Origin of the sequence: Kitasatospora sp. NPDC101157, from assembly GCF_044768255.1 — a bacterium.
GTDB lineage: Bacteria > Actinomycetota > Actinomycetes > Streptomycetales > Streptomycetaceae > Kitasatospora.
On record NZ_JBIWPL010000001.1, the window covers coordinates 543,821 to 569,026 of the forward strand.

The 25,206-nt window shown below is 73.9% G+C and carries 23 protein-coding genes; 12 read left to right on the plus strand and 11 right to left on the minus strand.

The annotated features are described in order from the left end of the window. Window positions 1–143: 143 nt before the first annotated feature. The 5 genes from ACIRVF_RS02460 to ACIRVF_RS02480 all read right to left on the minus strand — a co-directional run bounded on the left by ACIRVF_RS02460 (window position 144) and on the right by ACIRVF_RS02480 (window position 5,580). On the minus strand, window positions 144–674 hold the full coding sequence (locus tag ACIRVF_RS02460; protein WP_402812543.1) for a Pycsar system effector family protein: 531 nt from the start codon (window positions 672–674) through the stop codon (window positions 144–146). Window positions 675–690: 16 nt separating this feature from the next. Next, on the minus strand, window positions 691–1,656 hold the full coding sequence (locus ACIRVF_RS02465) for a hypothetical protein (RefSeq protein WP_402812546.1): 966 nt from the start codon (window positions 1,654–1,656) through the stop codon (window positions 691–693). A 43-nt stretch (window positions 1,657–1,699) separates the two neighbouring features. Next, window positions 1,700–3,910, minus strand: coding sequence for a hypothetical protein (locus tag ACIRVF_RS02470; protein WP_402812549.1), 2,211 nt, complete (start codon window positions 3,908–3,910; stop codon window positions 1,700–1,702). Next, window positions 3,907–4,749: a hypothetical protein gene (locus tag ACIRVF_RS02475; protein ID WP_402812552.1), complete on the minus strand. Its 843-nt coding sequence runs from the start codon at window positions 4,747–4,749 to the stop codon at window positions 3,907–3,909. Before ACIRVF_RS02475 ends, ACIRVF_RS02470 begins: the two co-directional genes overlap by 4 nt. 111 nt (window positions 4,750–4,860) lie before the next feature. After that, the gene (locus tag ACIRVF_RS02480) at window positions 4,861–5,580 is read right to left on the minus strand and encodes a Crp/Fnr family transcriptional regulator (RefSeq protein WP_402812555.1); all 720 of its coding nucleotides are present in this window, start codon (window positions 5,578–5,580) and stop codon (window positions 4,861–4,863) included. A 230-nt stretch (window positions 5,581–5,810) separates the two neighbouring features. Between ACIRVF_RS02480 and ACIRVF_RS02485 the strand changes: the two genes are divergently transcribed. The 4 genes from ACIRVF_RS02485 (at window position 5,811) to ACIRVF_RS02500 (ending at window position 9,199) form a co-directional block, all read left to right on the plus strand. After that, window positions 5,811–6,485, plus strand: a complete 675-nt coding sequence (locus ACIRVF_RS02485) for a DUF4097 family beta strand repeat-containing protein (protein WP_033352653.1) — start codon at window positions 5,811–5,813, stop codon at window positions 6,483–6,485. 82 nt (window positions 6,486–6,567) lie between these two features. Next, window positions 6,568–7,755 carry a sensor histidine kinase gene (locus ACIRVF_RS02490; RefSeq protein ID WP_402812560.1) on the plus strand — a complete coding sequence of 396 codons (1,188 nt, stop codon included), beginning with the start codon at window positions 6,568–6,570 and terminating at the stop codon, window positions 7,753–7,755. After that, the gene (locus ACIRVF_RS02495; RefSeq protein ID WP_402812563.1) at window positions 7,752–8,432 is read left to right on the plus strand and encodes a response regulator; all 681 of its coding nucleotides are present in this window, start codon (window positions 7,752–7,754) and stop codon (window positions 8,430–8,432) included. Before ACIRVF_RS02490 ends, ACIRVF_RS02495 begins: the two co-directional genes overlap by 4 nt. 152 nt (window positions 8,433–8,584) lie before the next feature. Further along, window positions 8,585–9,199: a hypothetical protein gene (locus ACIRVF_RS02500; protein WP_402812566.1), complete on the plus strand. Its 615-nt coding sequence runs from the start codon at window positions 8,585–8,587 to the stop codon at window positions 9,197–9,199. A 62-nt stretch (window positions 9,200–9,261) separates the two neighbouring features. Here ACIRVF_RS02500 and ACIRVF_RS02505 read toward each other — a convergent pair whose 3' ends face one another. After that, window positions 9,262–11,061, minus strand: a complete 1,800-nt coding sequence (locus ACIRVF_RS02505; RefSeq protein ID WP_402812569.1) for a hypothetical protein — start codon at window positions 11,059–11,061, stop codon at window positions 9,262–9,264. 14 nt (window positions 11,062–11,075) lie between these two features. Further along, window positions 11,076–12,140, minus strand: coding sequence for an ATP-binding protein (locus ACIRVF_RS02510; protein WP_402812572.1), 1,065 nt, complete (start codon window positions 12,138–12,140; stop codon window positions 11,076–11,078). A gap of 127 nt (window positions 12,141–12,267) precedes the next feature. Between ACIRVF_RS02510 and ACIRVF_RS02515 the strand changes: the two genes are divergently transcribed. The 4 genes from ACIRVF_RS02515 (at window position 12,268) to ACIRVF_RS02530 (ending at window position 16,700) form a co-directional block, all read left to right on the plus strand. Continuing rightward, window positions 12,268–13,008 (plus strand): SIR2 family NAD-dependent protein deacylase, encoded by a 741-nt coding sequence (locus ACIRVF_RS02515; RefSeq protein WP_402812575.1) that lies wholly within the window; start codon window positions 12,268–12,270, stop codon window positions 13,006–13,008. A gap of 90 nt (window positions 13,009–13,098) precedes the next feature. Further along, window positions 13,099–14,313, plus strand: coding sequence for a cytochrome P450 (locus tag ACIRVF_RS02520; RefSeq protein ID WP_402812578.1), 1,215 nt, complete (start codon window positions 13,099–13,101; stop codon window positions 14,311–14,313). Between the two features lie 28 nt (window positions 14,314–14,341). Further along, window positions 14,342–15,340, plus strand: coding sequence for an ADP-ribosylglycohydrolase family protein (locus tag ACIRVF_RS02525; protein WP_402812581.1), 999 nt, complete (start codon window positions 14,342–14,344; stop codon window positions 15,338–15,340). A gap of 52 nt (window positions 15,341–15,392) precedes the next feature. Continuing rightward, window positions 15,393–16,700: a serpin family protein gene (locus tag ACIRVF_RS02530; RefSeq protein ID WP_402812583.1), complete on the plus strand. Its 1,308-nt coding sequence runs from the start codon at window positions 15,393–15,395 to the stop codon at window positions 16,698–16,700. 30 nt (window positions 16,701–16,730) lie between these two features. Here ACIRVF_RS02530 and ACIRVF_RS02535 read toward each other — a convergent pair whose 3' ends face one another. Further along, window positions 16,731–17,843, minus strand: a complete 1,113-nt coding sequence (locus tag ACIRVF_RS02535) for an ADP-ribosylglycohydrolase family protein (RefSeq protein ID WP_402812585.1) — start codon at window positions 17,841–17,843, stop codon at window positions 16,731–16,733. Window positions 17,844–17,980: 137 nt separating this feature from the next. Between ACIRVF_RS02535 and ACIRVF_RS02540 the strand changes: the two genes are divergently transcribed. After that, window positions 17,981–19,204 carry an RNA-guided endonuclease InsQ/TnpB family protein gene (locus tag ACIRVF_RS02540; protein ID WP_402812587.1) on the plus strand — a complete coding sequence of 408 codons (1,224 nt, stop codon included), beginning with the start codon at window positions 17,981–17,983 and terminating at the stop codon, window positions 19,202–19,204. Between the two features lie 86 nt (window positions 19,205–19,290). Here the strand turns inward: ACIRVF_RS02540 and ACIRVF_RS02545 are convergent, their stop codons facing one another. From ACIRVF_RS02545 to ACIRVF_RS02555, 3 genes are all read right to left on the minus strand, one after another. Next, window positions 19,291–20,565, minus strand: coding sequence for a DUF2786 domain-containing protein (locus ACIRVF_RS02545; RefSeq protein WP_402812590.1), 1,275 nt, complete (start codon window positions 20,563–20,565; stop codon window positions 19,291–19,293). An 86-nt stretch (window positions 20,566–20,651) separates the two neighbouring features. Further along, entirely contained in the window at window positions 20,652–22,268 is a 1,617-nt protein-coding gene (locus tag ACIRVF_RS02550) for a transporter (RefSeq protein WP_402812593.1), read from the minus strand. Further along, a complete protein-coding gene (locus tag ACIRVF_RS02555; protein ID WP_402812595.1) occupies window positions 22,265–23,101 on the minus strand; it encodes an ABC transporter ATP-binding protein in 837 nt (278 codons plus the stop codon). Before ACIRVF_RS02555 ends, ACIRVF_RS02550 begins: the two co-directional genes overlap by 4 nt. A gap of 258 nt (window positions 23,102–23,359) precedes the next feature. On the opposite strand from ACIRVF_RS02555, the gene ACIRVF_RS02560 reads away from it, so the two are divergent. The 3 genes from ACIRVF_RS02560 (at window position 23,360) to rpsG (ending at window position 25,179) form a co-directional block, all read left to right on the plus strand. Then, window positions 23,360–23,911: a DUF1707 and DUF4190 domain-containing protein gene (locus ACIRVF_RS02560; RefSeq protein ID WP_402812598.1), complete on the plus strand. Its 552-nt coding sequence runs from the start codon at window positions 23,360–23,362 to the stop codon at window positions 23,909–23,911. 423 nt (window positions 23,912–24,334) lie between these two features. After that, a complete protein-coding gene (gene rpsL / locus ACIRVF_RS02565; RefSeq protein WP_014144289.1) occupies window positions 24,335–24,706 on the plus strand; it encodes a 30S ribosomal protein S12 in 372 nt (123 codons plus the stop codon). A 2-nt stretch (window positions 24,707–24,708) separates the two neighbouring features. Continuing rightward, on the plus strand, window positions 24,709–25,179 hold the full coding sequence (gene rpsG, locus ACIRVF_RS02570) for a 30S ribosomal protein S7 (RefSeq protein WP_030055803.1): 471 nt from the start codon (window positions 24,709–24,711) through the stop codon (window positions 25,177–25,179). The last annotated feature ends 27 nt before the right edge of the window (window positions 25,180–25,206 follow it).

Genomic DNA, 25,206 nt, shown 5'->3' on the forward strand with positions numbered 1-25,206 from the left:
AGGTCCTCGGGGACGGGACGCGCGCGCGGCGGCGTCCGTACGGTGCTGGGCTGTGCAGGACGGTGCGGGTGGTGCGGGTGGTGCGGGCGGTGCGGGCGGTGCGGGCGGTGCCGGCGGTGCTGGTCGGGGCGTGCGCAGCCGGTTCAGCCCAGGAACAGGGCAGTGACCAGCGGGAACAGGCCGGCGCCGAAGGCGAGGATGCCGACCCGGACCCAGGAGTGCTTCCGCGAGACGATCAGGCTGTTCTCCGCGAGCGCGGCGCGGACGGCCTCGGCGGCCAGTCGCTCGGTGTCGGCCAGGGCGTCGGCGAGCATTCCCTGTTCGGCGGCCAGCCGGATGTCCCCGAAGTAGCCGAGCGGGCGGCCCGGCCGCCAGCTGCTGCGGCGGAAGCGGGGCAGCACCGCGAACAGCAGCGCGACCAGGGAGATGGCGATGCCGAGCCCACCGAGGGCGAGCAGCACCTTGGCGGCGCCGGACAGCTGCTGCGGTGCCCAGCCGGTGCTGGTGAGCAGGCCGCCGAGCACCCCGACGATCACGCCGAGGGCGGCGACCAGGACGGCGGCCTTGCTGTCCGCGCGGGCGATCTCGGTGCGCAGTTCGGCGAGCAGGGCGGTGCCGGGCGGAGGTGCCGGCGGGGCACCGGAGGACGCGGTGGTGGTGGGTGGGCCGGTCACGGCGGGCTCCTCGGGGTCACTGAGTGAGCGGAGGGTTCGGGCCCTTGTCGAGCCTGGGTCCGCCCGGGCCGGGCGAGGCCGGGCCGGCGGGCCGCTGCCGCAGGAGGGCTTCGAGCGCGGCCTTGGCGTCCTGGCGCGGACCCTCCAGCTCGAACTCCTCCAGGGCGTTCCGGTCGAGCAGCCGCTCGATCACGTGGAGCTGGCCCTGGACCAGTTCCCGCTGCTCGTCCTTCAGGTACTTGAGGGCCTCCTTCAGGTCCTCGGGGTGGGCGGCGACCTGGAGGGCCCAGGCGGTGACCCCGCCCTGCTCCAGGTGGTACTGGTAGAACTTCGCCTTCGCGGCGAGGATCTCGTGGGACTCCTCGACCTGCCGGAGGGCGTGCGGGTGCGCCTGGGTGTCGAAGTGGTAGCCGCGCAGCCGCTCCTTCTGTTCGCGGGCGGCCTGGTCGATGTCCAGCTGGACGGCGCAGCGCACCCGCAGGCCCTCCGCCTCGGCGACGGGGTACTCGTCCAGCGCCTGCTGGACGGCGGTCTCGGCCTCGCCGCTCCGGTCGGTGGTGAGATGGCGGGTGACCGCCCGCATCCGCTGCCGGATCCGGGGGACGAGCAGCGCCGGGACGTCCCGGACCCGGCTGGCCACGACCAGCTCCGCCGCCGACACCTGCCAGTCGATCTCCACCACGGCCTCGAAGGCGCCGACGTCGTCCCGGCCGGGCAGCCGCTCCTCGGCCCGCAGGTGGTGCAGGCCGAGGTCGACCTCGAAGGCGGCCTGGTAGCCGCGGCCCACCAGGTCGCTGAAGCCGGGGCGGTGCGGCGGCAGGTAGACCTGGTGGTCACCGGACGGCGTGGTCAGGACCAGGGCGGAGTCGGCCCGGGCGTTCGGCCGCTTGGGCAGGCCGAGCGCCCGGCCGAGCGGGTGGACCGTCAGGACCGGGTCGACGAGGTCGCCGGCGGGGAAGTCGGGGCGGTGTCGTACCGACATGCGCGGGTGCTCCAGGATCGGGACGGGTTCGGGTGGTTCGGCCTCAGCCGCCGGGCAGGACCGGGGTCTCCGGGCTGCCGGTGCGGACGGTGCGGACGAGGTGGTCGAGCCGCTGGCGGTCGCGCTCGGTGACGGCCAGGTCGTCGAAGAGTTCGGTGAGCCGGGCGGTGGTCTCCGGCTGGTCGGCGGCGCCGATCAGCCAGCCGCGCAGCACCCCGAGGGCCGCGTCGCGGTAGCGGCGGTCGTCCAGTGCCGTGCGCCACAGGGCGACCAGCAGCGAGCGGACGGGGACGGGCTCCTCGGGAGCGGCGAGCACCGTGACGCTGACCACGCTCCCCGGCTCGGGGCGCGGGCTGCGGGCGTACCAGTCGAGCAGCAGCGGCCGGCCCACGGCGGTGTCCTCGGTGCGCTGGGCGGCGGTCAGGAAGACCGCCAGGGCCAGCTGCCGCAGGGCGGCCGGGCCGCTGAGCCAGCGGACCAGGGCGCGCAGCACCTGCTCGGCCTCGGCGGAGAGCAGCAGCAGCTCGGCCGCTTCGAGCAGGCCGAGCACCTGGAAGCGGTCGGCCTGCTCGGCCGCCGGGGGCCGGCCGCCGTGCTCGAACCGGGCGGCGAGCTGGTCGAGCTCCCCGTCGCCCAGCCGTTCGGCGGCCAGCACGAAGGCCTCCAGGGCCTGGGCGGGCAGGAGCGGGCCGAGCAGGGCGTAGCAGCGGATGGCGGTCCAGCGGCGGCGGGCGCTGTCGTCGCCGGCCCAGCTGCGCAGGATCCGCGGGACGGCGGCGGTGCCCGCGTGGTAGGCGAGGGCGAGGCTGTTGGCGGCCTGGAGGCAGAGCCGGAAGTCCTTGGCGCCGGACCAGGGGCCGAGCAGCCCGCTCATGGTGGCGGAGAGGTCGACGGAGGCCAGCAGCGCGGTGGTGGAGGCGACCCGGGTACGGACCAGGGCGCGGGAGTCGGTGGCCAGGGCGTTGAGCCAGCCGGTGATCGCGGGGCGGGCGGAGGGGTGGCTCGTCCAGACCTCGCGCAGCAGGACGGGCGAGGTGCGGGGGTCCAGGAAGGAGGCCATCCGCTGCGGCACCGGGCCCCACGGGGTCTGCTCGGTCTCCTCGGTGAGTTCGGCGCGGGCGAGGGCCATGCGCTCCTCGACCGAGCTGCCGAAGGGCGGGATGCCGTCCGGTTCCCCGGCGGTGCGGATGGTCTCCAGGCGCCGGAACAGCTTGTCGGCGCACTCGGCGGCGAGCGTGTACGGGGCGTGGTCGAAGACGGCCAGGGAGATCAGGAACGCCTTCTCCTGGAGCGGGAGCTTGTCGTCCCCGAACCAGCGGCCGACCTTCTCCTGGACGATGCCGTGGCCGAAGTCGGCGAGGTCGGAGGGGTGGTCGGTCTCGGGGGAGTAGCGGGCCAACTTGACGGCGAACTCGGCGACTTCGCGGATCGGCGGGTACTTGGCCAGGAATTCCTCGACGGGTTCCAGGGAGAGCAGGTGCCGGCCGGAGGGCAGGCCGTCCCGCAGGGCGTCCAGGTGGGCGCCGAGGACGAGCCCGGGGTCGGGCGGCTGCCAGTCGACGCTGGGGAGTTCGCGGATCGCGGCGGAGCGGGTGGTGGTGACCACCAGGTAGCCGTCCTGCTTGGCGAGGGTCTCGCGCAGGCGGTCGAGGTCGGGCCGGAGCAGTGGACGGGTGCGGGAGGTGGTGTAGTCGGCGAGCAGGTAGCCCGGGGCCGGTTCGGCGCCGGTGAGCAGCGCGGTGGGTGGGACGCCGGGGTCGAGGTTGCGGATCCGGCGGATGCCGAGCGTGTGCAGCAGCATCAGCGCGGCGGAGCGCCGCCCGGTGTCGGCCCGGCCGGTGAGGATCAGGACGCGGTGCTCGCGCAGCTGTTGGAGGGCCTGTTGGAAGGCCGGTCCGGGGCGGAAGACGGTGGTGAGGGCGGCGAGTTCCTCGGCGGGGACCTCGCCGGAGGCGTGCGGTGGGGCGCCGAAGGCGGAGCCGAACTGGTAGACGGTGGTCTTCGGGCCGGTGACGACGTCGCCGTGGACCTGCCCGCCGGAGACGGTGTGCCGGTCCCCGCCGATCAGGTCGCCGCCGAAGTGGGGATTGCCGCCGGCGAACAGGTTGTTGCGGCCGGCGAAGCCGTCCGGGACGTGCTCCAGCAGCTCCTGGACGGCCTCCAGGGCGTTCTGGGGCTCCTCGGGCGGGGCCTCCTGGAGCTCGTCGGGGTCGAGCGGCTGGGCGGCGGCGTCCGGTTCGGCGGTGGCGGTCATCGCTCACCGCCCACGGTGTTGCCGGTGTTGACGTCGCCGTGGACCTCGCCGCCGGAGACGATGTGCTGGTCGCCGCCGATCAGGTTGCCGCCGAAGGTCGGGGTGCCGCCGAGGAACTGGAAGGTGGCGGGGGTGCGGCTCTCAGCGGGCGCGGGCGCGGGCGCGGGCGCGGGGCCGGGGGCCGGGGCGGGAGCCGTGGCCGGTGCGGGGGTGGGCGAGGCGGCCGGGACGGTGCTCGGGGCTTCCACCGGCGCGGGCGCGGGTTCGCCGTGCAGCCAGGCCGTGAAGTCGCCCTCCTTGCCCTGGACGGTGACCCGGTGGAACGCCTCCGGCAGCAGCCCGCCGTGGCCGTGCCGGACGATGCCCTGGTACAGCGCGTCGGAGACGCCGAGCACGCAGGGCCCGTCCCGGTGCCGCAGCGCGTCGCGCAGGGCGGTGGAGTCCAGCAGCCGGAAGGCCTGGTTGAGGTCCCAGCCGACGGCGCCGCCGAGTGCCCCGCCGAGCTCCTGGACGGCGACCTCGCCGGAGGCGAGCACGATCCGCAGCCGTACCCGGGCGCCGGCGGCCGCGAGGCGGTTGTTGGCGTGCAGCAGGACGGGGGTCTCGTTGATCAGCGCGTGCAGCAGCCGGGGCTTGGGGACGGTGGGGCTGATCAGGGCCATCACGGAGTCACCACGGTCCTCCAGGCGCTGGTCGGCGGGCTCGACCCCGGCGCTGCGCAGCGTCTCGTGCAGGACGGAGTAGAGCATCCGGCGCATGAACGCCTGCTCGACGTCGTCCCGCCTGCCGAACTGCTCGATGTCCAGCAGCAGGATGGTGTGGTTCACCGGGTCGGTCATGGTCGCCTCTCGGTTCGTCGTCGGGCCTCAGCCTGCCCGTTGCGGGCGTGTCGGTGTGAGCGCCGATGAGGCACTCGCTCTGTGACGGTGTGCACAGAACCTCGGTGCGGATCAGCGGACTTGACCGGGCCTCCGGAGCAGTTCGGGGCGGGCGATGACCAGCGAGCGGCGGCTGGTGACGACGATGCCGCGGTCCCGCAGTGACCTGAGCAGCCGGGCGACGGCCTCCCGGGAGGCGCCGACCGAGCCGGCCAGTTCCTGCTGGCTGAGCGGGACGGACACGACGATGCCCTCGGCGGTGCGCTGGCCGTGGGTGCGGGCGAGTTCCAGCAGGAGGTCGGCGAGCCGTTCGCTGACGGTGAGCGAGGCGAACTTCAGCCGGTGGTGGTCGGCGGCGCGCAGCCGGTCGGTGGACAACGCCAGCAGTTGCATCGAGGCCGCGGGGGTGCGCTGGAGGTAGGCGGTGAAGGCGGCCCGGTCGACGGCGGCGGCCTGGACCCGTTCCAGCGCGGTGACGGTGGCCGCCCGGGGCCGGCCGCTGAGGGCGGCGGACTCGCCGACGATGTCGCCCGGCCCGCGCAGGGCGAGCAGCGCCTCGTACCCGTTCTCGGCGGCGGCGGTCACCTTGAGCCAGCCGCCCAGGACGAGCAGGACGTGGTCGGAGGGTTCGCCTTCGCGCAGCGCGGTGGTGCGCGCGGGGTAGTCGAGCCGGCGGCCGAGAGCGAGCAGCGCGGTGCGGTCGGCGTGGTCGAGCCGGGCCAGGAAGGGCACGCGGTCGTCGAGGCCGTGACCGGTCGCGGGACCTGGTCCGCCGGGCGGCGTGTTGGCCATGCCTGATCAGCCCTTGTCGTCAGCGCCTGGGCGCGGTGGGCTCGGAGAGGTTGAGTGCGGGCAAACAAGCTACCGGCGAAGCGGCGTCCGCGCCGGTGAATCGGTGAATTGCCCGCCATCCCCCTCGCGGGGGAGCGGCGGGAACCGCTCCGGCGAGGGAGGTGGCGCAGGGTCCGGTCGAGGGAGGCTTCTCGGTGTCGGGATGACGGGGCTTGCGAAGGGGGCCGGACATGAAGCGGGTGCTGGGCGCGGTGGCGATCACGGCGGGGGTGCTGGTCGGGATGTCGGGCTGTCTGCCGATCGGGGACGACCAGGAGCACCGGACGGTCGGCTACGGCGTGGCCGAGCAGGTCAAGGAACTGGTGATCGAGGGGCAGAACGGCGGTGTGGTGGTGACCGGCGGCGGCGAGGCGGTGCATGTGGTCGAGGACCAGAACTACCGGGGGGACGCGCCGAAGAGCACCCACGAGGTGAAGGACGGCGTGCTCCGGCTGACGTACGACTGCGACTCCTGCGGGATCGGGTACACCGTCAACGTGCCGGCCGGGACCAAGGTGCGGGTCAAGGAGACGAACGGCGGCATCAAGCTGTCCGGGCTGGCCGCCGACGCCGAGGCCGACGTGACGAACGGCGGGGTCGAGGCCAGCGGGCTGACCTCTCCCCAGGTGCGGCTGGCCGCCGTGAACGGGGGTGTGCGGGCCGACTTCGCCGGCGCGCCGTCGAAGCTGGAGGCGACGACCTCGAACGGTGGGGTGAATCTGAAGGTGCCGTCCGGGGAGGCGTACACGGTGGACGCACAGGCCACGACGGGCGGGATCGACGTGAGCATCCCCTCGCAGCCGGGCGCGGCGCACAGCATCACCGCCCGGGCGAAGACCGGCGGTGTGACGGTCAGCGGTGCCTGACCGGGCGGTGCCGGAGGTTCTGCCGGTAGGGCATGATCTTCTGCGCGGGGGCGGGGTCCCCGGGTACGGGGGAGGTACGGCGGTGGAGCGCGTCGCGCGCTGGCGGACATGGACGACCGGGCTGAGCCCGTACGTGCTGGACTCGTCTCTGGCGCTGGTGTCGGCAGGGATCGCGGTATGGGCGGTCTACAACGACGACACCCGTTGGCCCACGTGGGTCTACCTGTTGGCGGTGGCCACCGCGGTGCCGCTGCCCTGGCGGCGCAGGGCACCACTGACCGTGCTGGCGCTGTGCAGCGCCGCCGAGATCATGCTGTCCGTGCTGGCGCACTCGGCGAACGCCCAGGTGCCGCTGGCCGGTGTCCTCGGCCTGTACACGGTGGCGGAGCGGTGTTCGGACCGGGCGCGTTGGTCGGTGCTGGCCGTCACGGTCGTCGGCAACGTGGTCGGCACCCATTCGCCGAACGGCGCGCTGTTCAGCGTGCTCACCTCGGCGGGCTCGTTCGTCTTCGGCGCCCTGGTGCGCACCCAGCGGCAGTTGGTCCGGGTGGAGGCGGAGCGGGCGCGGGAGGCCGGGGTGCGGGCGGCCAGCGAGGCGGCCCAGGCGGTCGCCGAGGAGCGGGCCCGGATCGCCCGGGAGATGCACGACATCCTGGCGCACGCCGTCTCGTTGATGGTCATCCAGGCCGAGGCCGGGCCGCTGGTGGTGCGCGACAACCCGGAGCGGGCGATCCGCGCCTTCGACACCATCGCCGACTCCGGCCGGGACGCGATGGTCCAACTGCGGCGGGTGCTCGGGGTGTTGAAGGACCCGGACGCGGGCCGGGAGCTGGCGCCGCAGCCCCGGCTGGCCGAACTCGCGGACGTGGCCGAGCGGGTGCGCCGGTCCGGCCTGAGGGTCGAGCTCGAACTCGCCGACGGGCTGGGCGCGTTGTCCGCCGACGTGGAGGCGGCCGCGTTCCGGATCGTGCAGGAGGCGCTGACCAACACGGTCAAGCACTCGGGGGCCGACCGGGCCGCGATCCGGGTGCGGCGCTCCGGCGGGGTGCTGGAGGTGGTGGTCTCCGACAACGGCCGCGGCGTGCCGCTGACCGCCGACCGTACGGTGGCCGGCTGGTCCGGCGGCCGGGGGCTGGTCGGCATCCGGGAACGGGCGGCGGCCTGCGGCGGCCGGGCCGAGGCCGGTCCGGGGCCGGAGGGCAGGGGTTTCCTGGTGAGTGCCCGGCTGCCGCTGGGGCCGGCGGGCGTGGTGGAGAGGGTGGGCGGATGACGCCGATACGGGTGGTGGTCGCGGACGACCAGGAGCTGGTGCGGGCCGGGTTCGGGATGATCCTGGACGCCCAGCCGGACATCGAGGTGGTGGCCGAGGCCCGCGACGGCGCCGAGGCGGTCGAGGCGGTGCGCGCGCACAACCCCGACGTGCTGCTGCTGGACGTCCGGATGCCGGTGATGGACGGCCTGGAGGCGGCCCGCCGGGTCTGCGCGGAGTTCCCGGCCACCAAGGTGATCATGCTGACCACCTTCGATGTCGACGACTACGTCTTCGACGCGCTGTACGCGGGCGCCAGCGGCTTCCTGCTGAAGGACGTCCGACGGGACGACCTGGCGCACGGGGTGCGGATGGTCGCCTCGGGGGAGGCGCTGCTCGCCCCCTCGGTGACCAAGCGGCTGATCGGCGAGTTCGCCGCCCGCCGGCCGGGCAGCCCGGAGCGGGCGGTGCGGCCGCCGTCCAAGCTGCTGGAGCAGCTGACCGTGCGCGAGCAGGAGACGCTGCGGCTGATCGCCCGCGGGCTGTCCAACGCGGAGATCGCGGCCGAACTGGTGGTCAGCGAGCACACCGTGAAGACCCACGTCAGCAACGTGCTGAGCAAGCTCGGGCTGCGCGACCGGGTGCACGCGGTGGTGTTCGCGTACGAGGCCGGAGCGGTGGTGGCGGGGGAGTCCTGAGGCACTCCCCCGCACGGGGGAGGGGCCGGGTTCGCCGGTGCGGGCGATCCGCGACGAGGGGCTCGGACGGAAGGCTCCGGGGTGTCGGAACGGACCCCGGCCGGCGGACACGGCAGTGCCCGCAGGCACCGGACACCATGGGAGAACCTCGCATGAACGCCCTTCGCAACAGCCGCCTCGCCGGCTGCGCCGCCGTCGGCGCCCCCGCCCTGATGGCCCTCTACGGCGGGATCCGCCTGGTGCCCGGCTCGCGGCAGCCGGGCCCCGGCTGGACCGCCGGGCACACCGCGATGTTCGCCGGCCTGCTGCTGTTCGTGCCGGTGCTGCTCGCCCTGCGCGGTCTGCTCGCCCCGCGCGGCACCGCGGTCGGGCGGGCGGCCGCGAACGCCGCGCTGGGGACGGCGTTCGCGGGCCTGCTGGCCTCGCTGGTGCAGATCGGGATCGACCTGTACGTCGGCGTGGTCTCGGCGACCAAGGACGAGCAGTCGCGCCTGTTCGGGCGGATCCAGGACGTCCCCGGGGTGCTCCCGGCCGTGTACCAGGTCGGCCCGCTGCTGTTCTACGTCGGCCTGCTGGCCCTGCTGGTCGCCGCCTCGGTGGGGGCGGGCCGCGCGCTGCGCTGCTGGTGGAGCCCGGTGCTGATGCTGGTCGGTACGGTCGCCACGGCGGCCGACCTGGCCTTCATCCCGCTCGCCGCCGCCTGCTACCTCGTCGCCCTCGCCCCGCTGACCCGCCCGGCCACCGCCCCGCGCCCGGCCCTGGGCTGACCGGCACTGCCCTGCGCCCGGCGCTGGTCTGACCGGCACCGGCCCGACCGGGCGGTGGGCCGTCAGCTCATCCGGAACACCGGCCCGCGCGGGGTGAACGGCAGCCCGGCGCCGCGCGGGACGAGGAAGGCGTGCTCGCGGCGCACACGCAGCACGTCGCACTCGCCGTCGGTGATCACCAGGACCGGCGCCCCGGGCGGGAAGTCCTCGGCCCGCTCCAGCAGGTCGATGCCCGGCTGGAGGACGGTGCCGCCGCGCCCGTGCACCCGGAGCCGCCCGGCGATCTCCTCGACCGGAAGGTACCCGGCGTCGTGCGGGGCGGCGTCGCAGTGCACCACCCGGGCGGCCGGGACGTCCCGGGCGGCGGCGTACGAGGCGATGGCGCCGAGCGCCTTGCCGAGCAGTGTCCGGTCCATCGAGCCCGAGGTGTCCAGGACGACCCCGAAGGTGCAGCGCGGGACCTCCTCCTCGGGGCGGTAGCGGCCGGCCCGGGGGATGTCCGGGGTGGCGGACTGCCGGCGGGCCGGGCGGGAGTAGCTGCGCAGCGGCTCCGGGCTCGGCACGAACTCGTCGAACCAGCGCGCCAGTCGGGCGTCCCAGGGCAGCGGGGGGTGGGCGAGCGCGCGGATCTCCTCGACCAGCCCGGCCGGGAGCAGGCCGCGTCCGCGCTGGTGCAGTTCGAAACCCTGCTGCAGCCCGCGCCGGTAGAAGTCGTCGAGGTCCACGTAGGTGCGCCGGCCGCGCACCAGCGGTTCGCCGAGGACGTCCGGGCGGTTCTTGCCGGCCAGGGTGGCGAGGCGGCGGATCCGGCGCTCGTCGCGGGCGATCCGGTCGTAAACCTCCTCGGCCGACAGGCCCTTCAGCCGCGGGTCGTGCAGCAGCCCGTCGGGCATCTCGCCGACGCCCATCTCCAGCAGCCAGCCGTTGATGACGTAGTCGGCGGCGACGTTGAACAGGAACGGGTCCCGCCCGCCACGGCGCTCGCCGTGCCGCAGGGCGGCGTGCAGGATCTCGTGCCCGAGGACGAACCGCCACTCCTCGTCGGAGTGGTGGCGCAGCGGGTTGACGTAGATCTCGCCGACCTCGGCGTTGACGGCGGCGACGGCGATGTCGTGCGCCCGGGCGAGTTCGGCGTCGGCCACCACGGTGAGGCCGGCCGCGATGCCGCCGAGCAGGGGGAACGAGGAGACGAACCAGTTGAGCGCCCTGTTCCACGGCCGCTCGGGCAGGCGCTCGCCGGTGGCGGCGTCGATCCGGCCGCCGGCCCGGTCCATCGCGGCGGACATGGTGCGGGTGAGCGCGGCCGCGAAGGCCGTCTGCCAGTCCTCGGGGGCCCGGCCGTGGCCGCGCCACTCGACCAGCAGCTGGTCGCGCTCGCCGGTGCCGGCGGTACCGGCCGTCCCGGCGGTTCCGGCCGCGGGCAGGCCGTCACGGCGCCAGCGGGCGGCCAGCTCCTCCTCGTCGCCGCCCGGGTACTCGTGGGGGAGCGGGACCGGGGCGCGGCCGACGGGGAAGGTGGCGAGGAAGCGGTTGACCACCGCGCAGCGGGCGGCGGCCTCGTGCGGGTCGGGCTGGACCCGGGTGCCGCGGGCGGCCGGGAGGTGGCCGAAGCCGAGGTGCAGCAGGCAGTGGGCCACCACCCAGGCCCACTCCTCGGGTTCGGCCCGGCGGCGCGGGTTGACGTGCACGGTGCCGTCGGAGTCGACCACCGCCCAGCCGTCCGGCGGGGCGGTGGTGCAGTCCTGGGTGCGGCAGAGGTCGGCGCGCAGGGCGGCGAAGGCCGGGTTGCCGCGCAGCAGGCGGATGCCCTCGGTGAAGGCCTCGGTGCCCGGGTCCGGCTTCTTCGCGGCGGAGGGCTTCACCCCCTTCACCGCCTTCACCGGCGGGCCTCGACCAGCCGGGGCATGTCCCGGGCGGCCTCGATCAGGAACCAGGACGGCAGCACCGGGTTGCCGTCCGCGCCGTCGGCGATCACCGTCTGGGCGACCTCCACCGAGATCTCGGCCAGCTGCACCAGCAGGGACTTGGCCCGGAAGGCGGTCTGCCGCTGCGCCCCGGAGGCGTGCTCCTTGCGGGCGGGCAGCTCCTTGACCAGGCGGCCGCGGAAGGCGTCGGCCAGGTAGTAGAGCAGGTCGCGGTCCTCCAGCCGGTGCGGCCAGCGGGCGTCGCCCTTGAGGATCGCCTCCAGGCCGTAGGAGTTGCGGACGATCTTGGCGTAACCGCAGAAGGCGACCGCGTGCTGCGCGCTGAGCAGCCCGTACGTGATGACCTTGAGGGTCTCCTCGTCCAGGGTGGGGCCGAAGGAGTGCAGCGCGTCGGAGAGCATGTGCCAGGCGCGCGGGGTGGAGAACGGCTCCTCGGTCTTGGGCGGGGCGGACCACAGGTGGTCGGGCCGGTCGGTGAGGTGGTCGACGATCCAGGGGTGGATGCCGGCGCCGGCCGCCCAGCGCAGCCAGTCCTCGGCGCTGGCCCGCAGGTGGACGTGGACCATGCGGTTGAGCAGCGCGGACGCCATCGGGCGGGCGAGCGCGCCGTCGGTGGCGCGGTTCCCGGCGCCGATCACGATCGAGCCGGGCGGCAGCTCGTACGAGCCGATCCGGCGGTCCAGGATCAGCGAGTAGAAGGCCTTCTGGACGTCCGGCGAGGCCGCGTTGAGCTCGTCGAGGAACAGGCAGTACGGCTCGTCGCGGGCGATCTGCTCGGGCGGGCAGAACCGGGAGCGGCCCTCGGGGGTGAGCTGCGGGACGCCGATCAGGTCCTCCGGGGCGAGCTGGGTGCCGACCAGGCTCACGCACTCCAGGCCCAGCGACTCGGCGAACGCCCTGACCAGCGAGGACTTCCCGATCCCGGGAGCCCCCCAGAGGAACACCGGGCGGACGGTGGCCAGGCCGAGCAGCAGCTCGGGGACCTGGGCGGGCGAGACGCTGACTGCTCCCTGCACGGGGCTCCTTCACGGCAACGGTGGGTGACCGGCCCAGTGTGCGGGGGGAGTCGGCCGGGCGCACCCGGATTTCCGGGCCGGCGATTTTCGCTGGCCGCGGCCGGCCCGGCGCCCGTACCGTCCGGGTATGAACGCCAAGCGCCCCCTGATCGCCGTGCTCACCGGCGCGGGCATCTCGACCGACTCCGGCATCCCCGACTACCGCGGCCCGCAAGGGCTTTGGCAGCGGGATCCGTCGGCCCAGGAGCTCGTGACCATCGGGCCCTACCTGGCCGATCCGGAGGTGCGGAAGCGGGCCTGGCTGATGCGCCGTGACGCCGGCGCGATGGCGGCCGAGCCGAACGCCGGGCACCGGGCGCTGGTCGATCTGGAGCGCTCCGGCCTGCCCGTGCGGGTGCTGACCCAGAACGTGGACGGGCTGCACCAGCGGGCCGGTCTGCCCGCCCGCAAGGTGTTCGAACTGCACGGCACCGCACGGGAGGTGCAGTGCGCGAGCTGCCGGGTGGTCGGGCCGATGGACGGAGCGCTGGCCCGGGTCGCGGCGGGGGAGCCGGATCCGGCCTGCCGCGAGTGCGGCGGGATCCTGCGCCCGCGCACGGTGATGTTCGGGGAGGCGCTGGATCCGGTGGTGCTCCAGCAGGCCGACGCGGTCGCCAAGGCCTGTGACCTCTTCATCGCGGTGGGCACCAGCCTCCAGGTGTTTCCGGTGGCCGGGCTGCCGCTCATCGCGGTGGAGACCGGGGCCGAGCTGATCATCGTGAACGCCGAGCCGACCCCGTACGACGAGGCAGCGGCCGAGGTGATCCGCGAGCCGATCTCCACCGCACTGCCGGAGCTGGTGCGACGGCTGCTGCGGGAACGGGCCTGAGAGCAGGGGCCGGAAGGGTCTCGGAACGGACGCACCGCGTGCGTACGATGATCCTTCCGGCTCCCCCTCACGGCCTGGAGTGATCGACCGATGACGACGACGGCGAAGTTCGACCCCTGGTCGGCGGCATTCGTGGCCCACCCGTACGACGCGTACGCCGAACTGCGCGAGCACGCGCCGGTGGTGTACCACGAGCCGACGAACCAGTGGCTCGTCTCGCGCCACGAGGACGTCAGCGCCCTGCTGCGCGACCGGCGGCTCGGCCGCACCTACACCCACCGGTTCAGCCACCAGGAGTTCGGCCGCCCCGAGCCCGACCCGGCGCACGAGCCCTTCCACACCCTCAACGACCACGGGCTGCTCGACCTGGAGGCGCCCGACCACACCCGGATCCGCCGTCTGGTCTCCAAGGCCTTCACCCCGCGCATGGTCGAGGGGCTGCGGCCCACCGTCCAGCGCCTCGCGGGCGGACTGGTCGACGGGCTGCTCGCGGCCGGCGGCGGGGACCTGATCGCCGCCGTCGCCGAGCCGCTGCCGGTCGCCGTGATCGCCGAGATGCTCGGCGTGCCGGAGGGCGACCGGCACCTGCTGCGCCCCTGGTCCGCCGACATCACCGGGATGTTCGAGCTCAACCCGAGCGAGGAGGCCGCCCGCCGGGCCGTCACCGCGAGCACCGAGTTCTCCGACTACCTGCGCGCCCTGATCCGCGAGCGCCGGGCGAACCCGGGTGCGGACCTGATCAGCGCGCTGATCCAGGCCCAGGAGGGCTCCGACGCGCTCAGCGAGCAGGAGATGGTCTCCACCTGTGTGCTGCTGCTCAACGCCGGCCACGAGGCGACCGTCAACACCACCGGCAACGGCTGGTGGGCGCTGTTCCGCAACCCCGGCGAACTCGCCCGGCTGCGCGGCGACGTGGAGGGGCTGCTGCCCACCGCCGTCGAGGAACTGATGCGCTGGGACACCCCGCTGCAGATGTTCGAGCGCTGGGTGCTGGAGGACATCGAGGTCCGCGGCGTCACGGTGCCGCGCGGCGCGGAGATCGCCCTGCTCTTCGGCTCCGCCAACCGCGACCAGGAGCGCTTCGCCGACCCCGACCGGCTCGACCTCGGCCGCACCGACAACCCGCACATCACCTTCGGCGCCGGAATCCACTTCTGTCTGGGCGCGCCACTCGCCAGACTGGAGCTCACCGAGTCCTTCGGCACGCTGCTGCGCCGGGCCCCGGGCCTGCGGCTGGTCCGCGAGCCCGAGTGGAACCCGGGCTACGTGATCCGAGGGCTCAAGGAACTGCTGGTCGAGGTCTGAGGACCGAGGACCGAGGGGGGAGAAGGCCGTGGGCAAGGCTACGGGGGCGCTGCTGGGGCTGGCGATCGGCGACGCGATCGGCCGGGTGACCGAGTTCAAGAGCGTCGCGGAGATCGCCGCCGTCGAGCCCGACTGGCGGCGACTCCCGCTGCCGGAGAAGGCGTTGGTCACCGACGACACCCAGATGACGCTCGCCCTCGCCCGCGGCCTGCGCACCGCCCTGTCGCGCGGGACCCTGACCCCGCTGCGCCTGGAGCGGCCGGTCCGCGAGGAGTTCGTCGACTGGTGGCGCTCCCCGCAGAACAACCGGGCCCCCGGCATGACCTGCCTGCGCGCCTGCGAGCGGCTCAGCCACGACAAGTACCGCTGGCAGCAGGCCAGCGACGTCGGCTCCAAGGGCTGCGGCGCCAACATGCGGGTCGCCCCGGTCGGGCTGATCCGCGAGCTGGACGCCCGGCAGCTCTCCGGTGCCGCCCAACTGCAGTCCGCGCTCACCCATGGCCACCCGACCGCCCTCGCCGCCAGCGACCTCACCGCCTACGCCGTCCGCAAGCTCGCCGAGGGCGTCCCGCCCGCCGGACTGCCCGCGGTGCTGCGGGCGTACGCGCTGGCGAGCCGCGAGCGCTACGACGAGTTCTGGCTCGGCGACCTCGCCGACCGCTGGTACGGCGCCTCCCCGCAGGCCGTCCTCGCCCGCGGCTGGGACGACTGCCTCAAGGTCCTCGACCAACTGCAGGCCGCGCTCGCCGCACCGGACCTGGAAGCCGATCCCTGCCTGGCCACCGGCGAGGGCTGGGTCGCCGAGGAGGCCTTCGGCACCGGCCTGCTCTGCTTCCTGCTGCTGCCCGGCGACCCGGTGGCCGCCGTCCGCCGGGCCGCGTACAGCTCCGGCGACTCCGACTCCCTCGCCTGCCTGACCGGCGCCTTCGCCGGCGCCCACCACGGCGAGTCGGTCTGGCCGAAGGAGTGGGTCGAGCGGATCGAGCACCGGGACGAACTGCTGGAGTTCGGCGCCCTCTGGGACTGAGAGCCGGGCGACGGCACCGGAACCCGAACCCGGGGCGGCGCGTCGAAGGGCCATGACGAACAGCCGCACCGGAAACCGTCGTCGCGCCGCCCTGCTCCTCGCCGCCGTGCTCGCCGCGCCGCTGCTCGGCGGCTGCGGCAGCACCGGCGCCGCCACCGGCACGGAGCTGCGAGCCTCCGCGCCGGTCAGCCGGCCCGCCGTGGACCCGGCCCAGGTGACCGCCGCCGCGCAAGCGACCGACGCCTTCGGGCTCGACCTCCTGCACGCTCTCACCACGACGCCGGACGGTGCCGGGCGCAACACGGTGGTCTCGCCCGTCGGGCTGGCCACCGTGCTCGGGATGCTGATGCCCGGGGCGCGCGGCGCGACCGCCGACGAACTCGCCAAGGCCCTGCACACCGGCCTCGACCCGAAGCAGTACGCGCTCGCCGTCGGCGCGCTCGACCAGCGGACGAAGAACGGGGACCGGCTCACCCTGCACCAGGCCGACGAGGTCTGGACGCAGCAGGGCTTCCCGGTCGAGCCCGACTACCTGGCCACGCTGGCGGCCGCCTTCGACGCCGGGGTGCACACCACCGACTTCAGGAAGGACCCCGAAGGCAGCCGCAAGGCGGTCAACGCGGCCGTGGAGAAGGCCACCGAGGGCCGGATCAGGGACCTCTTCGCCTCGAAGGCAATCAACCCGGAGACCCGGCTGGTCCTCACCGACGCGCTCTACCTCAAGGCCAAGTGGGCCTCCGAGTTCAAGCCCGGGCACACCGCCGACCGCCCGTTCCACAAGCTGGACGGCACCACCCCGAACGTCTCCACGATGAGCCAGACCGGCGGGTTCAAGTACGCCGACGGCTCCGGCGGGATCGTCGGAGAGCCCTGGCAGGCCGTCGAACTCCCCTATGCGGACGGCAACCTGGCGATGGACCTGATCGTCCCCGCGCAGGGCGGCTTCGCGGCCTTCACCAAGGGACTGGACCAGCCCCAGCTCGACCGGATCCTCGGCGCCCTCGCCGAGCGGCCCGTCGACCTGCAGCTGCCGCGCTTCGGCTTCGACACGTCCAACGAGCTCACCCCCGCGCTGCGTTCGCTCGGCGTCCACTCGGTCTTCGACCACGCCGACCTCAGCGGCATCGCCAAGGAGCCGCTCGCCGTCAGCACGGTCGTCCAGAAAACCACCGTCCAGGTCGACGAGGAGGGCACGGTCGCGGCGGCCGGCAGCGGCGTCGGGATCGTCGCCGGCGCGGCGCCCGCTCCGCACGATCCCGCCCAGCTGCACATCGACCGGCCATTCCTGTTCCTGGTCCGGGACACCTCCACCGGACGGCCGCTGTTCCTCGGCCAGGTCACCGACCCGCAGGCGAAGTAGGGCCGCTCGCCAGGCCGCTCGCCAGGCTGTTCACCAGGCCGGGTAGCGCCCGCCGAGCGCCGGGTGGGCCGGTTCGCGGCTGCCGAACAGCACCAGCAGGTCGTCCGCGACCGTCAGCAGCTCGGACCGCCCCTCGATCGCCCGCACCCACTCGCCGGGCAGCGCCGAGGCGCCGTACGCGGCCCCGACCAGGTTGCCGCAGACCGCGCCCGCCGAGTCGCTGTCCCCGGAGTGGTTCACCGACAGCAGCAGCGCGGTGCGCACCGGGTCGGGGTCGAGGGTGGCCGCCAGCAGTGAGTACACCGCGATGGCCAGGCACTCCTCGGCGATCCAGCCGAGCCCGACCCGTTCCACCGTCTCCGCCACCGGCTCGGCCTCCTGGGCCAGCCGGACCGCCCGGGCCAGCGCCTGGACGGTCTCCTTGGAGCTCGGCAGCTCGCGGATCTGCTCCACCGTCTCGCCGACCGCCGCCCACGGCTCCGTCCCGGCCGCCAGCCGCTCGACCAGCGCCGCGAAGGCACCCGCCGCGAGGTAGCCGGTCGGGTGGCCGTGGGTGAGCTGGGCGCACTGCACGGCCAGCCCGAAGGACTGCTCCACGCCGAGCCTGGCCAGCCCGAACGGCGCCGAACGCATCACCGTGCCGCAGCCCTTGGAGCCCGGGTTGATCGGCCCGGGCCGTCCGATCGCGGACGGCGCCTCGAACTCGGGGTGCTCGGAGACCCCGCTCAGGCAGGCGTTGCCCGGTGCCCGCCGCGCGTACAGGAACGGCCGGCCCAGCAGCCAGCCGTCGTACGGGCGGGGCTGGGGCTCGGTGTCCGGCGCGCCCTGGTACTGGGTCCGCAACCAGCGCCGGTAGGCGCCGTGCACGGCCTCCGGCACCGAGCCGCCGCCGCCCGTCCAGCCGCGGACGAAGCCGCGGATCAGGCCCTCGGCGGTGAACAGCGTCATCTGGGTGTCGTCGGTGACCTCGACCGGGCCGCTCCCGGCCGGCAGCGAGGTCACGCCCTGAGGCCCGAACCGTTCCTGGATCTGGTGCAGTTGCTGGAACTCCACCGGCCAGCCCAGCGCGTCACCGATCGCGCCGCCGAGCAGCGCACCGCGCACCCGGTCCCGGTAGCCCGACTCCGCCGCCGACTCCGTCACCGGATTTCTCCCAGGGTGATCTCGGCTTCAGCTGGGAGGGGAATGGGTACTTGGAGCGGAGCCGCGAAGCGGTGGAGTTCTCTGCGCATCTGTACGGGCCTCTCTCGTTGTCAGTGGGGTCGGCTAACTTGTGGGTCATGACGATGCGACAGGTAGTGGAGGAGGCCGGGTATGCCCGGTACATCTACCGCCTACGTGTGTCGTCGACCACGTCCGGGCTGCTGGGCGCGGAGTGGGGCAGGTGCCGGTGGGTGTGGAATGAATGCGTCCACATGTCGCGCAAGGTCCATCTGCACAACCGGACCGATCCGGAGGCGCAGCGCAGCTGCGGACCGGCCGATTTGGACAAGCTCCTGACACAGGCGCGCGGGGCGATGGCGTGGCTGAGTGAGGGTGCGTCGGTTCCGCAGCAGCAAACCGTCCGGGACTTCGCGAAGTCCCGCGCCAAGGCGCTCAAGGACATCAAGGCGGGGCTTCCGGTGAGTCGGCGTGCCGGGATGCCGAAGTCGAAGAGGAAGCGCGAGGCGCGGGCGTCGCTGAACTACACACGGCGTGGTTTCCGGATCAAGGACGGTCGTCTGCACCTCGCGGGCGGCATCGTGGTGACGGTGGTGTGGTCGCGGGATCTTCCGGGTGATCCTTCCTCGGTCCGGGTGTACCAGGACGCGATCGGGCACTGGTACGCGAGCTTCGTGGTCCCTGCGGCCGTCGAGCCGCTGCCCGCCACGGGCCGCGCCATCGGGATCGACTGGGGCGTCAAGGAGATCGCCACCACGACCAGCGGCGACCACGACCTCCCCCACTCCCAGCATGGGAAGAGCGTTGCGCGGAAACTCGCCCACTACCAGCGCCAGATGGCCCGACGGCTCCAGCCGAAGGGCAAGGCGCAGACCAAGGGCTACCGCAAGGCCCGGCGGCAGGCCGCGAAGCTGCAACGGAAGGTCGCGAACCAGCGCCGGGACACCGCCCGCAAGTGGGCCAAATCCGTCGTCCGTGACCATGACGCCCTGGCGGTGGAGGACTTCCGGCCGACGTTCCTCGGCCGTACCACGATGGCCCGCAAGGCCGCCGACGCCGCCATCGGCGCGACCAAGACGGCCCTGATCGAGCAGGCCCGCAAGCACGGCCGGACCGTGCACCTGGTCAACCCCGCGCACACCACGATGGACTGCGCGCACTGCGGTGCGAGAGCCAAGCACCGCCTCCCCCTCTCCGAACGGATCTATACGTGCACCGCGTGCGGGGTCTCGTCCTCCAGGGACAAGAACTCCGCGCGCGTGATGCTCGTCCGGGCTGGTCTCAACCCGGCTGGTGCCGATCGCGGAAGACCGCAACGTCCGTCGGACGTCGCGGCAGCGTGAGCCAGGAATCCCCCGCCCCCAAGCGGGGGAGGAGTCAAGTCGGATCCCCCTTCGTCGTGGCGGGGTCGTTTCTATCAGGCGGGCCGTCAGTTGTGGATCTCGCCCCGCCCGTGCAGGGCGGCACGGTCGGCCGCGGCCCGGCCGGCGGCCCAGCCCTCGCCGTCGCTGACCCGGACCCGCTGCGAGACCAGCTTCGGGAACAGCCGGCCGACCTCCTCGTCGACCGCAGCCGAGCGGGCGGCCAGCGCGGGCAGCAGCCGGGCGTCGGGCAGCAACTGCTCCTCGGTGCCGTCCTCGCGCAGGTGGCGGCCGGCCGCGGCGGCGCTGGTGGTCCGCTCGGTGGCGGCGGTCAGCCGTTCGCGGATCCGCGCCGCGTACGCGACCAGGAAGGACTGCCGGAACGCCTTGCTGCGCGAGTCCTTGCCGGAGCCGGCCTTGTTGAGCGCGTGGGTGGCCTGCACCAGCAGCGAGGTGTAGAGCAGTTCGACGCCGTCCAGGTCGCCGTCGAAGCCGATCACGGTGCAGAAGCCGAACTCCTTCGCCCACACCACCCGGCACCGGTTCGCCGCCGCGACCGCGTCCAGCAGCATCGTCTTGGGGCCCTCGTACGGGTTGTCCACGCCGATCCGCAGCGCCGCCGGGGTGTTCCGGTCGGCCGCCGCGGCGGCCACCAGCGCCTCGTCGATGCTGTGCTGGGCCATCAGCTGCTGGGCCTTGGCGGTCAGCGCCTCGGCCTCCTCCGGATACTCGGTGGACTCGGCCTTGGCCAGCAGCGCCCGGATCCGGGCCAGCATCCGGGGCTCGCCGGTCACCGGGCCGGTGGGGCGCGGGGCCGCCGCGGACGCGCCGGGGGCGGGGCCGACGGGCGCGATCGGAGGCAGCCGTCCCCAGCTGCGCAGCAGCTCCAGGAAGGCGGTGGCGAGCGCGAAGCGGTCCAGCCGGTGCCGGTGGGCGAAGGCCCCGAGGTACTGCTCGTCGGCCGGCCACCAGACCTCGGTCTCCAGCTCGCGCAGTTGTTCCTGCCAGCGACGGTCGAGGGCCGCGGCGGGGTGGCGGCGGCCCTCGGCGGCGATCAGGTCCACCGCGAGCGCCAGGTGGACGGGCTTCAGCCCGCGCCGCACCACCCGCACCAGGTCGGCGGGGCGCCACCCGGCCGACCAGCAGCGGCCCACCGCGGTGTCCGCGTACCCCAGCAGCGCCCGGCTGACCGCCGGCCACTGCCCGACCGAGGCGGCCAGCAGCGAGGCCCCGGTGTCCAGCGCGAGGTCCAGCCCCTCCTCGGTGGCGGTGAGCACCGACCGCACCGCCTGCTCCAGCAGCGGCCCGGCGTTCCCGTCGCCCTGCTGCGCGCGCTTGCCCACGGTGTGTCCCTGCTCTCCTCGACGGTTCGGCCCCTCCGGCCCATGATGCCGGAGGGACCGAGCGGGCGGGCCGGGGGAGCCGGGGCCTACCGCTCGACGGCCTTGGCCATGATCTCCGGGATCCGGTCCAGCAGCCGGGAGGCCGCCAGCCGGATGCCGAGGGTGGCGACCAGGCCGCCGTACAGCGGGCCGAGCGGCAGCAGCGGCCAGGTCGGCCCGTCCGAGCCGAGCGCCCAGAACAGGTAGCCGCCGACCGGCAGGGCGAGCACCGCGACACCGACCATCGAGCCGAACTGGTTGAGCAGGATCAGCCCGCCCTGCCCCGGCGCGGCGTTGCGCATCGGGTTGCTGTCGGCCGGCATGGTGTACGGCGCCAGCACGCTGAACACCGAGCCGAGCGCGATGCCGCAGCCGAGCACCGCCGCCGCCAGGCCGACCGCGGCCGGCAGCCCGGCCCAGTCCCCGGTCACGGCGGCCAGCACCAGCCCGAGCACCACCGTGACCGGGACGGCGTACGACAGCACCGCGTACGCCCGGCCGCGCAGTTCGTCCCGGGCGTCGGCGGGGGTGCGCAGGGTGGCGGCGACCATCCAGAACGCGGAGCCGTCCATGCCGAACAGGTTGAGCATCTGCAGCCCGAGGAAGGTCCCGGTCATCGCCAGCAGGTAGACGCTCGACCAGCCCTGCACCACCGACAGCACGCAGACCACCAGCGTCATCCCGACGCTGGTGAACAGCGCCGCCTTGGCCCGCGGCTCGCGCCAGGCGTACCTCAGGTGGCGCTGCATCACCGCGCCGGTGCGGCCCGCGGGCAGGAAGCGCCAGCCGCCCGAGCTCTGCACCCCGCGTGCCACCTCCACGGTGGAGGCGTCGGCGGTGACCATCAGCTCCTGCAGGCTGGCGCGCCACCACCGCAGCAGCAGGACGAGCAGCGCGCCGGCCGCGGCCAGCTGGAGCAGCCCGAGCGCGTAGTGGCCCTCGCCGACGGTGCGCGGGGCGTCCGCCGCGCTGATCGGCGGGATCCAGCGCAGCACCCCGGCTATCGGCTTCAGCGGGCTGAGGTCGATGTCCTCGCCGTGCCGGCGGCCGAAGATGCTCTGCGAGCCGATGTTGGCGGCCTGGACGAGCAGGGCGAAGGCCAGCCCGCCGAAGATCGCGAAGTCCTTGCCGCGCCGGCTGGAGAGCATCCGGGCGTTCCCGGCCGCGACCGCCCGGGAGAGGGTGACCAGGCAGAGCAGCGCGAGCGGCACCCCGACCACCGCGGCCGCGGCCGAGGCGCCGCCCACCGCGCCGGAGAGCACGGCACCGGTCACCAGGACCAGGCTGATCAGCGGGCCGGGCCCGATCAGCGCGGCCAGCAGCGAGCCGCGCAGCAGCGGGCCGGGCCGCAGCGGCAGCATGGTGAGCCTGGTCGGGTCGGCGCTCTCGTCGCTGGAGAACAGGAACAGCGGCAGCGCCGCCCAGCCCAGGGTGAGCACGCCGAGCAGCATCACCCCGGTGTCCCCGGACCCGGCGTAGCGCCCGTTCAGCACGGCCGTGCCGAGGGCCACGCCACCGGCGAGGAGCAGGCCGAGCACGCCGCCGACGACGTACACGGCGGTCCGGCCGGGGCTGCGGCGCAGCCCGTTGCGCAGCAGCCGCAGTTTGAGCGCGACCAGGCCGCGCACCACCGTCCGCCCGTCGGGAACCGCCGCCCCGGTCACCGGGCGCTCCCGGAGTGTCCGCCGCCGAGCCAGCCGAGTGCCTGGCCGTCGTCCTCCCGGACGCCGATCAGCTCCAGGAAGGCCTCGTGCAGGCTGCGCCCGCCGCGGACGGCGTCCAGCGGCCCCTGGGCGATCACCCGGCCCGCGTTGACCACGGCGACCCAGTCGCAGAGCTGCTCGACCAGTTCCATCACGTGGCTGGAGAAGACGACGGTGGAGCCGGCCGCCGCGTACCTCTTGAGCACGCCGCGGATGGTCTGGGCGGAGACCGGGTCGACGCCCTCGAAGGGCTCGTCCAGGAACAGCACGTCGGGGTTGTGCAGCAGCGCGGCGGCCAGGCCGATCTTCTTGCGCATGCCGGTGGAGTAGTCGGCGACCAGCTTGTCGGAGTCCCGGGCGAGGTCCAGGACGGCCAGCAGTTCCTCGGTGCGGCGGTCCACCTCGGCGGCGGGCAGGCCGCGCAGGCGGCCGGTGTACTGGAGCAGCTCGCGCCCGCTGAGCCGCTCGAACATCCGCAGTCCCTCGGGGAGGATGCCGATCCGGGCCTTGACCGTGACCGGGTCGGCCCACACGTCGGTGCCGTGCACCAGTACGGTGCCCTGATCGGGCCGGAGCAGGCCGGTGACCATGGACAGCGTGGTGGTCTTGCCCGCGCCGTTCGGCCCGACCAGGCCGATGAACGCCCCGGCGGGCAGTTCCAGGCTGAGCCCGGCCACGGCGGCCTGGCTGCCGAAGTGCTTCCACAGTCCCTGGATGCTGACGGCGGACGGGGTGTCCGGTCCGCCGTGGCCGGCGGGCTCGGGTTCGGAGGGCGACGGTGCTGACGCCTGCATGGCGGCCTTCTGTCTGTGGTCGTGGGTGGTCGAACGGGTGGTCGGACAGGTGCTCCGGGGCTCAGCCTGTCACCGCGGCCACGGGCTGTCGCCCGCTTTGAGCATCCTCTGAGCGTGCCCGCCGGCCGGGCCGGGCCGCCCGGGAGGGTGGCCTCCGGAGGCCGCCGGTTCGATCCCGCAACTACTCAGTTCCCTTGTTCGTCCTGCACTATGAGGACCAGTGAGCGCGCGGGGAGCCGCGCTGCCGGGAGGTGGCGGATGTCCGTACAACCGTGGGGCGAGCCCGGTCCCGCCGATCGGCACGGCCACCGGCGGGCCGCCGGCTGGCAGCCCGCGCCGTCACCGCAGGCGGCGATGCGGGCGAGCCACGCGGACCGCGACCGGACGGTGGACGTGCTGAAGGCCGGGTTCGCCGAGGGCCGGCTGTCCGCTCAGGAGTACGAGCAGCGCCACGAGGCCGCGGCCCGGGCGCTGACCTACGGCGAACTGGCCGCGCTGGTGGCGGACCTCCCGACCGGGCCGATGACGGCGCCGCTGCAGTCCGCGCAGCCCGTCCCGGCGACCTTCCTGGTGCCGCCGCCGGTGCCGCAGGCCCGGCCGACCAGCGTGCTGGCGGTGGTCTCCCTGGTGTGCGGTCTGACCGGCTTCCTGGTGCTGCCGGTGCTGCCCGCGGTGATCACCGGCCACATCGCCCGGTCCCACATCCGCGAGCGCAACATGGACGGCGACTGGGCGGCCGTCCTCGGCCTGGTGCTCGGCTACCTGGGCGTCGCCTTCTGGTTCTTGATCATCCTGCTCGGCACGGCGTAGCGCACCCCGCCCCGGCCCCGCCGCCGCTCCGCTGGCGGGCGCCCGTCGACTGTGGTAGAGCGGGTGAAGGGCGGCCCGACACCGGCCGGTCGCGTACGGGACACCGGGGCGACACCCGGCCGAAGGCCGCGACCTGCGGCGTTGCATTTGTTTTGACCGAGCCCCATGCGCTAGGTACGCTCTGACCTTGTGCCTGGGGTGTCCCCGGGTCCTTGTGCGTGCATGCACACCGGTCGCCGCGCCGAGCCGGAGCGCCCTCCAGCGCACCGCGCGTAGAGCGCCGTCGCTGTACATCAGCTCATGGGATTCCGTGTCGGAATAGCCCAACACACCCGACCGCGTGGGTCGACCACGGGGTCGTGTGCGAGGGAGACACCGCAGGTTAGTTCCACCAAGCCTTGGCACACAGAAAACGGAGAAACGGTGCCTACGATCCAGCAGCTGGTCCGAAAGGGCCGGCAGGACAAGGTCGAGAAGAACAAGACTCCCGCGCTGAAGGGCTCCCCGCAGCGCCGTGGGGTCTGCACGCGTGTGTACACGACCACCCCGAAGAAGCCGAACTCGGCTCTCCGCAAGGTCGCCCGTGTGCGCCTCACCAGCGGGATCGAGGTCACCGCTTACATCCCGGGCGAGGGCCACAACCTGCAGGAGCACTCCATCGTGCTGGTTCGCGGTGGTCGTGTGAAGGACCTTCCTGGTGTCCGCTACAAGATCATCCGCGGTTCGCTCGACACCCAGGGTGTCAAGAACCGCAAGCAGGCCCGCAGCCGCTACGGCGCCAAGAAGGAGAAGTAAGAATGCCTCGTAAGGGCCCCGCCCCGAAGCGCCCGGTCATCATCGACCCGGTCTACGGCTCCCCGGTCGTCACCCAGCTCGTCAACAAGATCCTGCTGCACGGCAAGCGCTCCACCGCCGAGCGGATCGTGTACGGCGCCCTTGAGGGCGTCCGCGAGAAGACCGGCTCGGACCCGGTCGTCACGCTGAAGCGCGCGCTGGAGAACGTCAAGCCGGCCCTTGAGGTCAAGTCCCGCCGTGTCGGTGGCGCGACCTACCAGGTTCCGGTCGAGGTCCGTCCGGGCCGCGCCAGCACCCTGGCGCTGCGCTGGATGGTCGGTTACTCCCGCGCCCGTCGCGAGAAGACCATGACCGAGCGCCTGATGAACGAGATCCTCGACGCCAGCAACGGCCTGGGCGCTTCCGTGAAGCGTCGCGAGGACACCCACAAGATGGCCGAGTCCAACAAGGCCTTCGCGCACTACCGCTGGTAGTCCGTACCCCGTCACTAGACAGAGAGA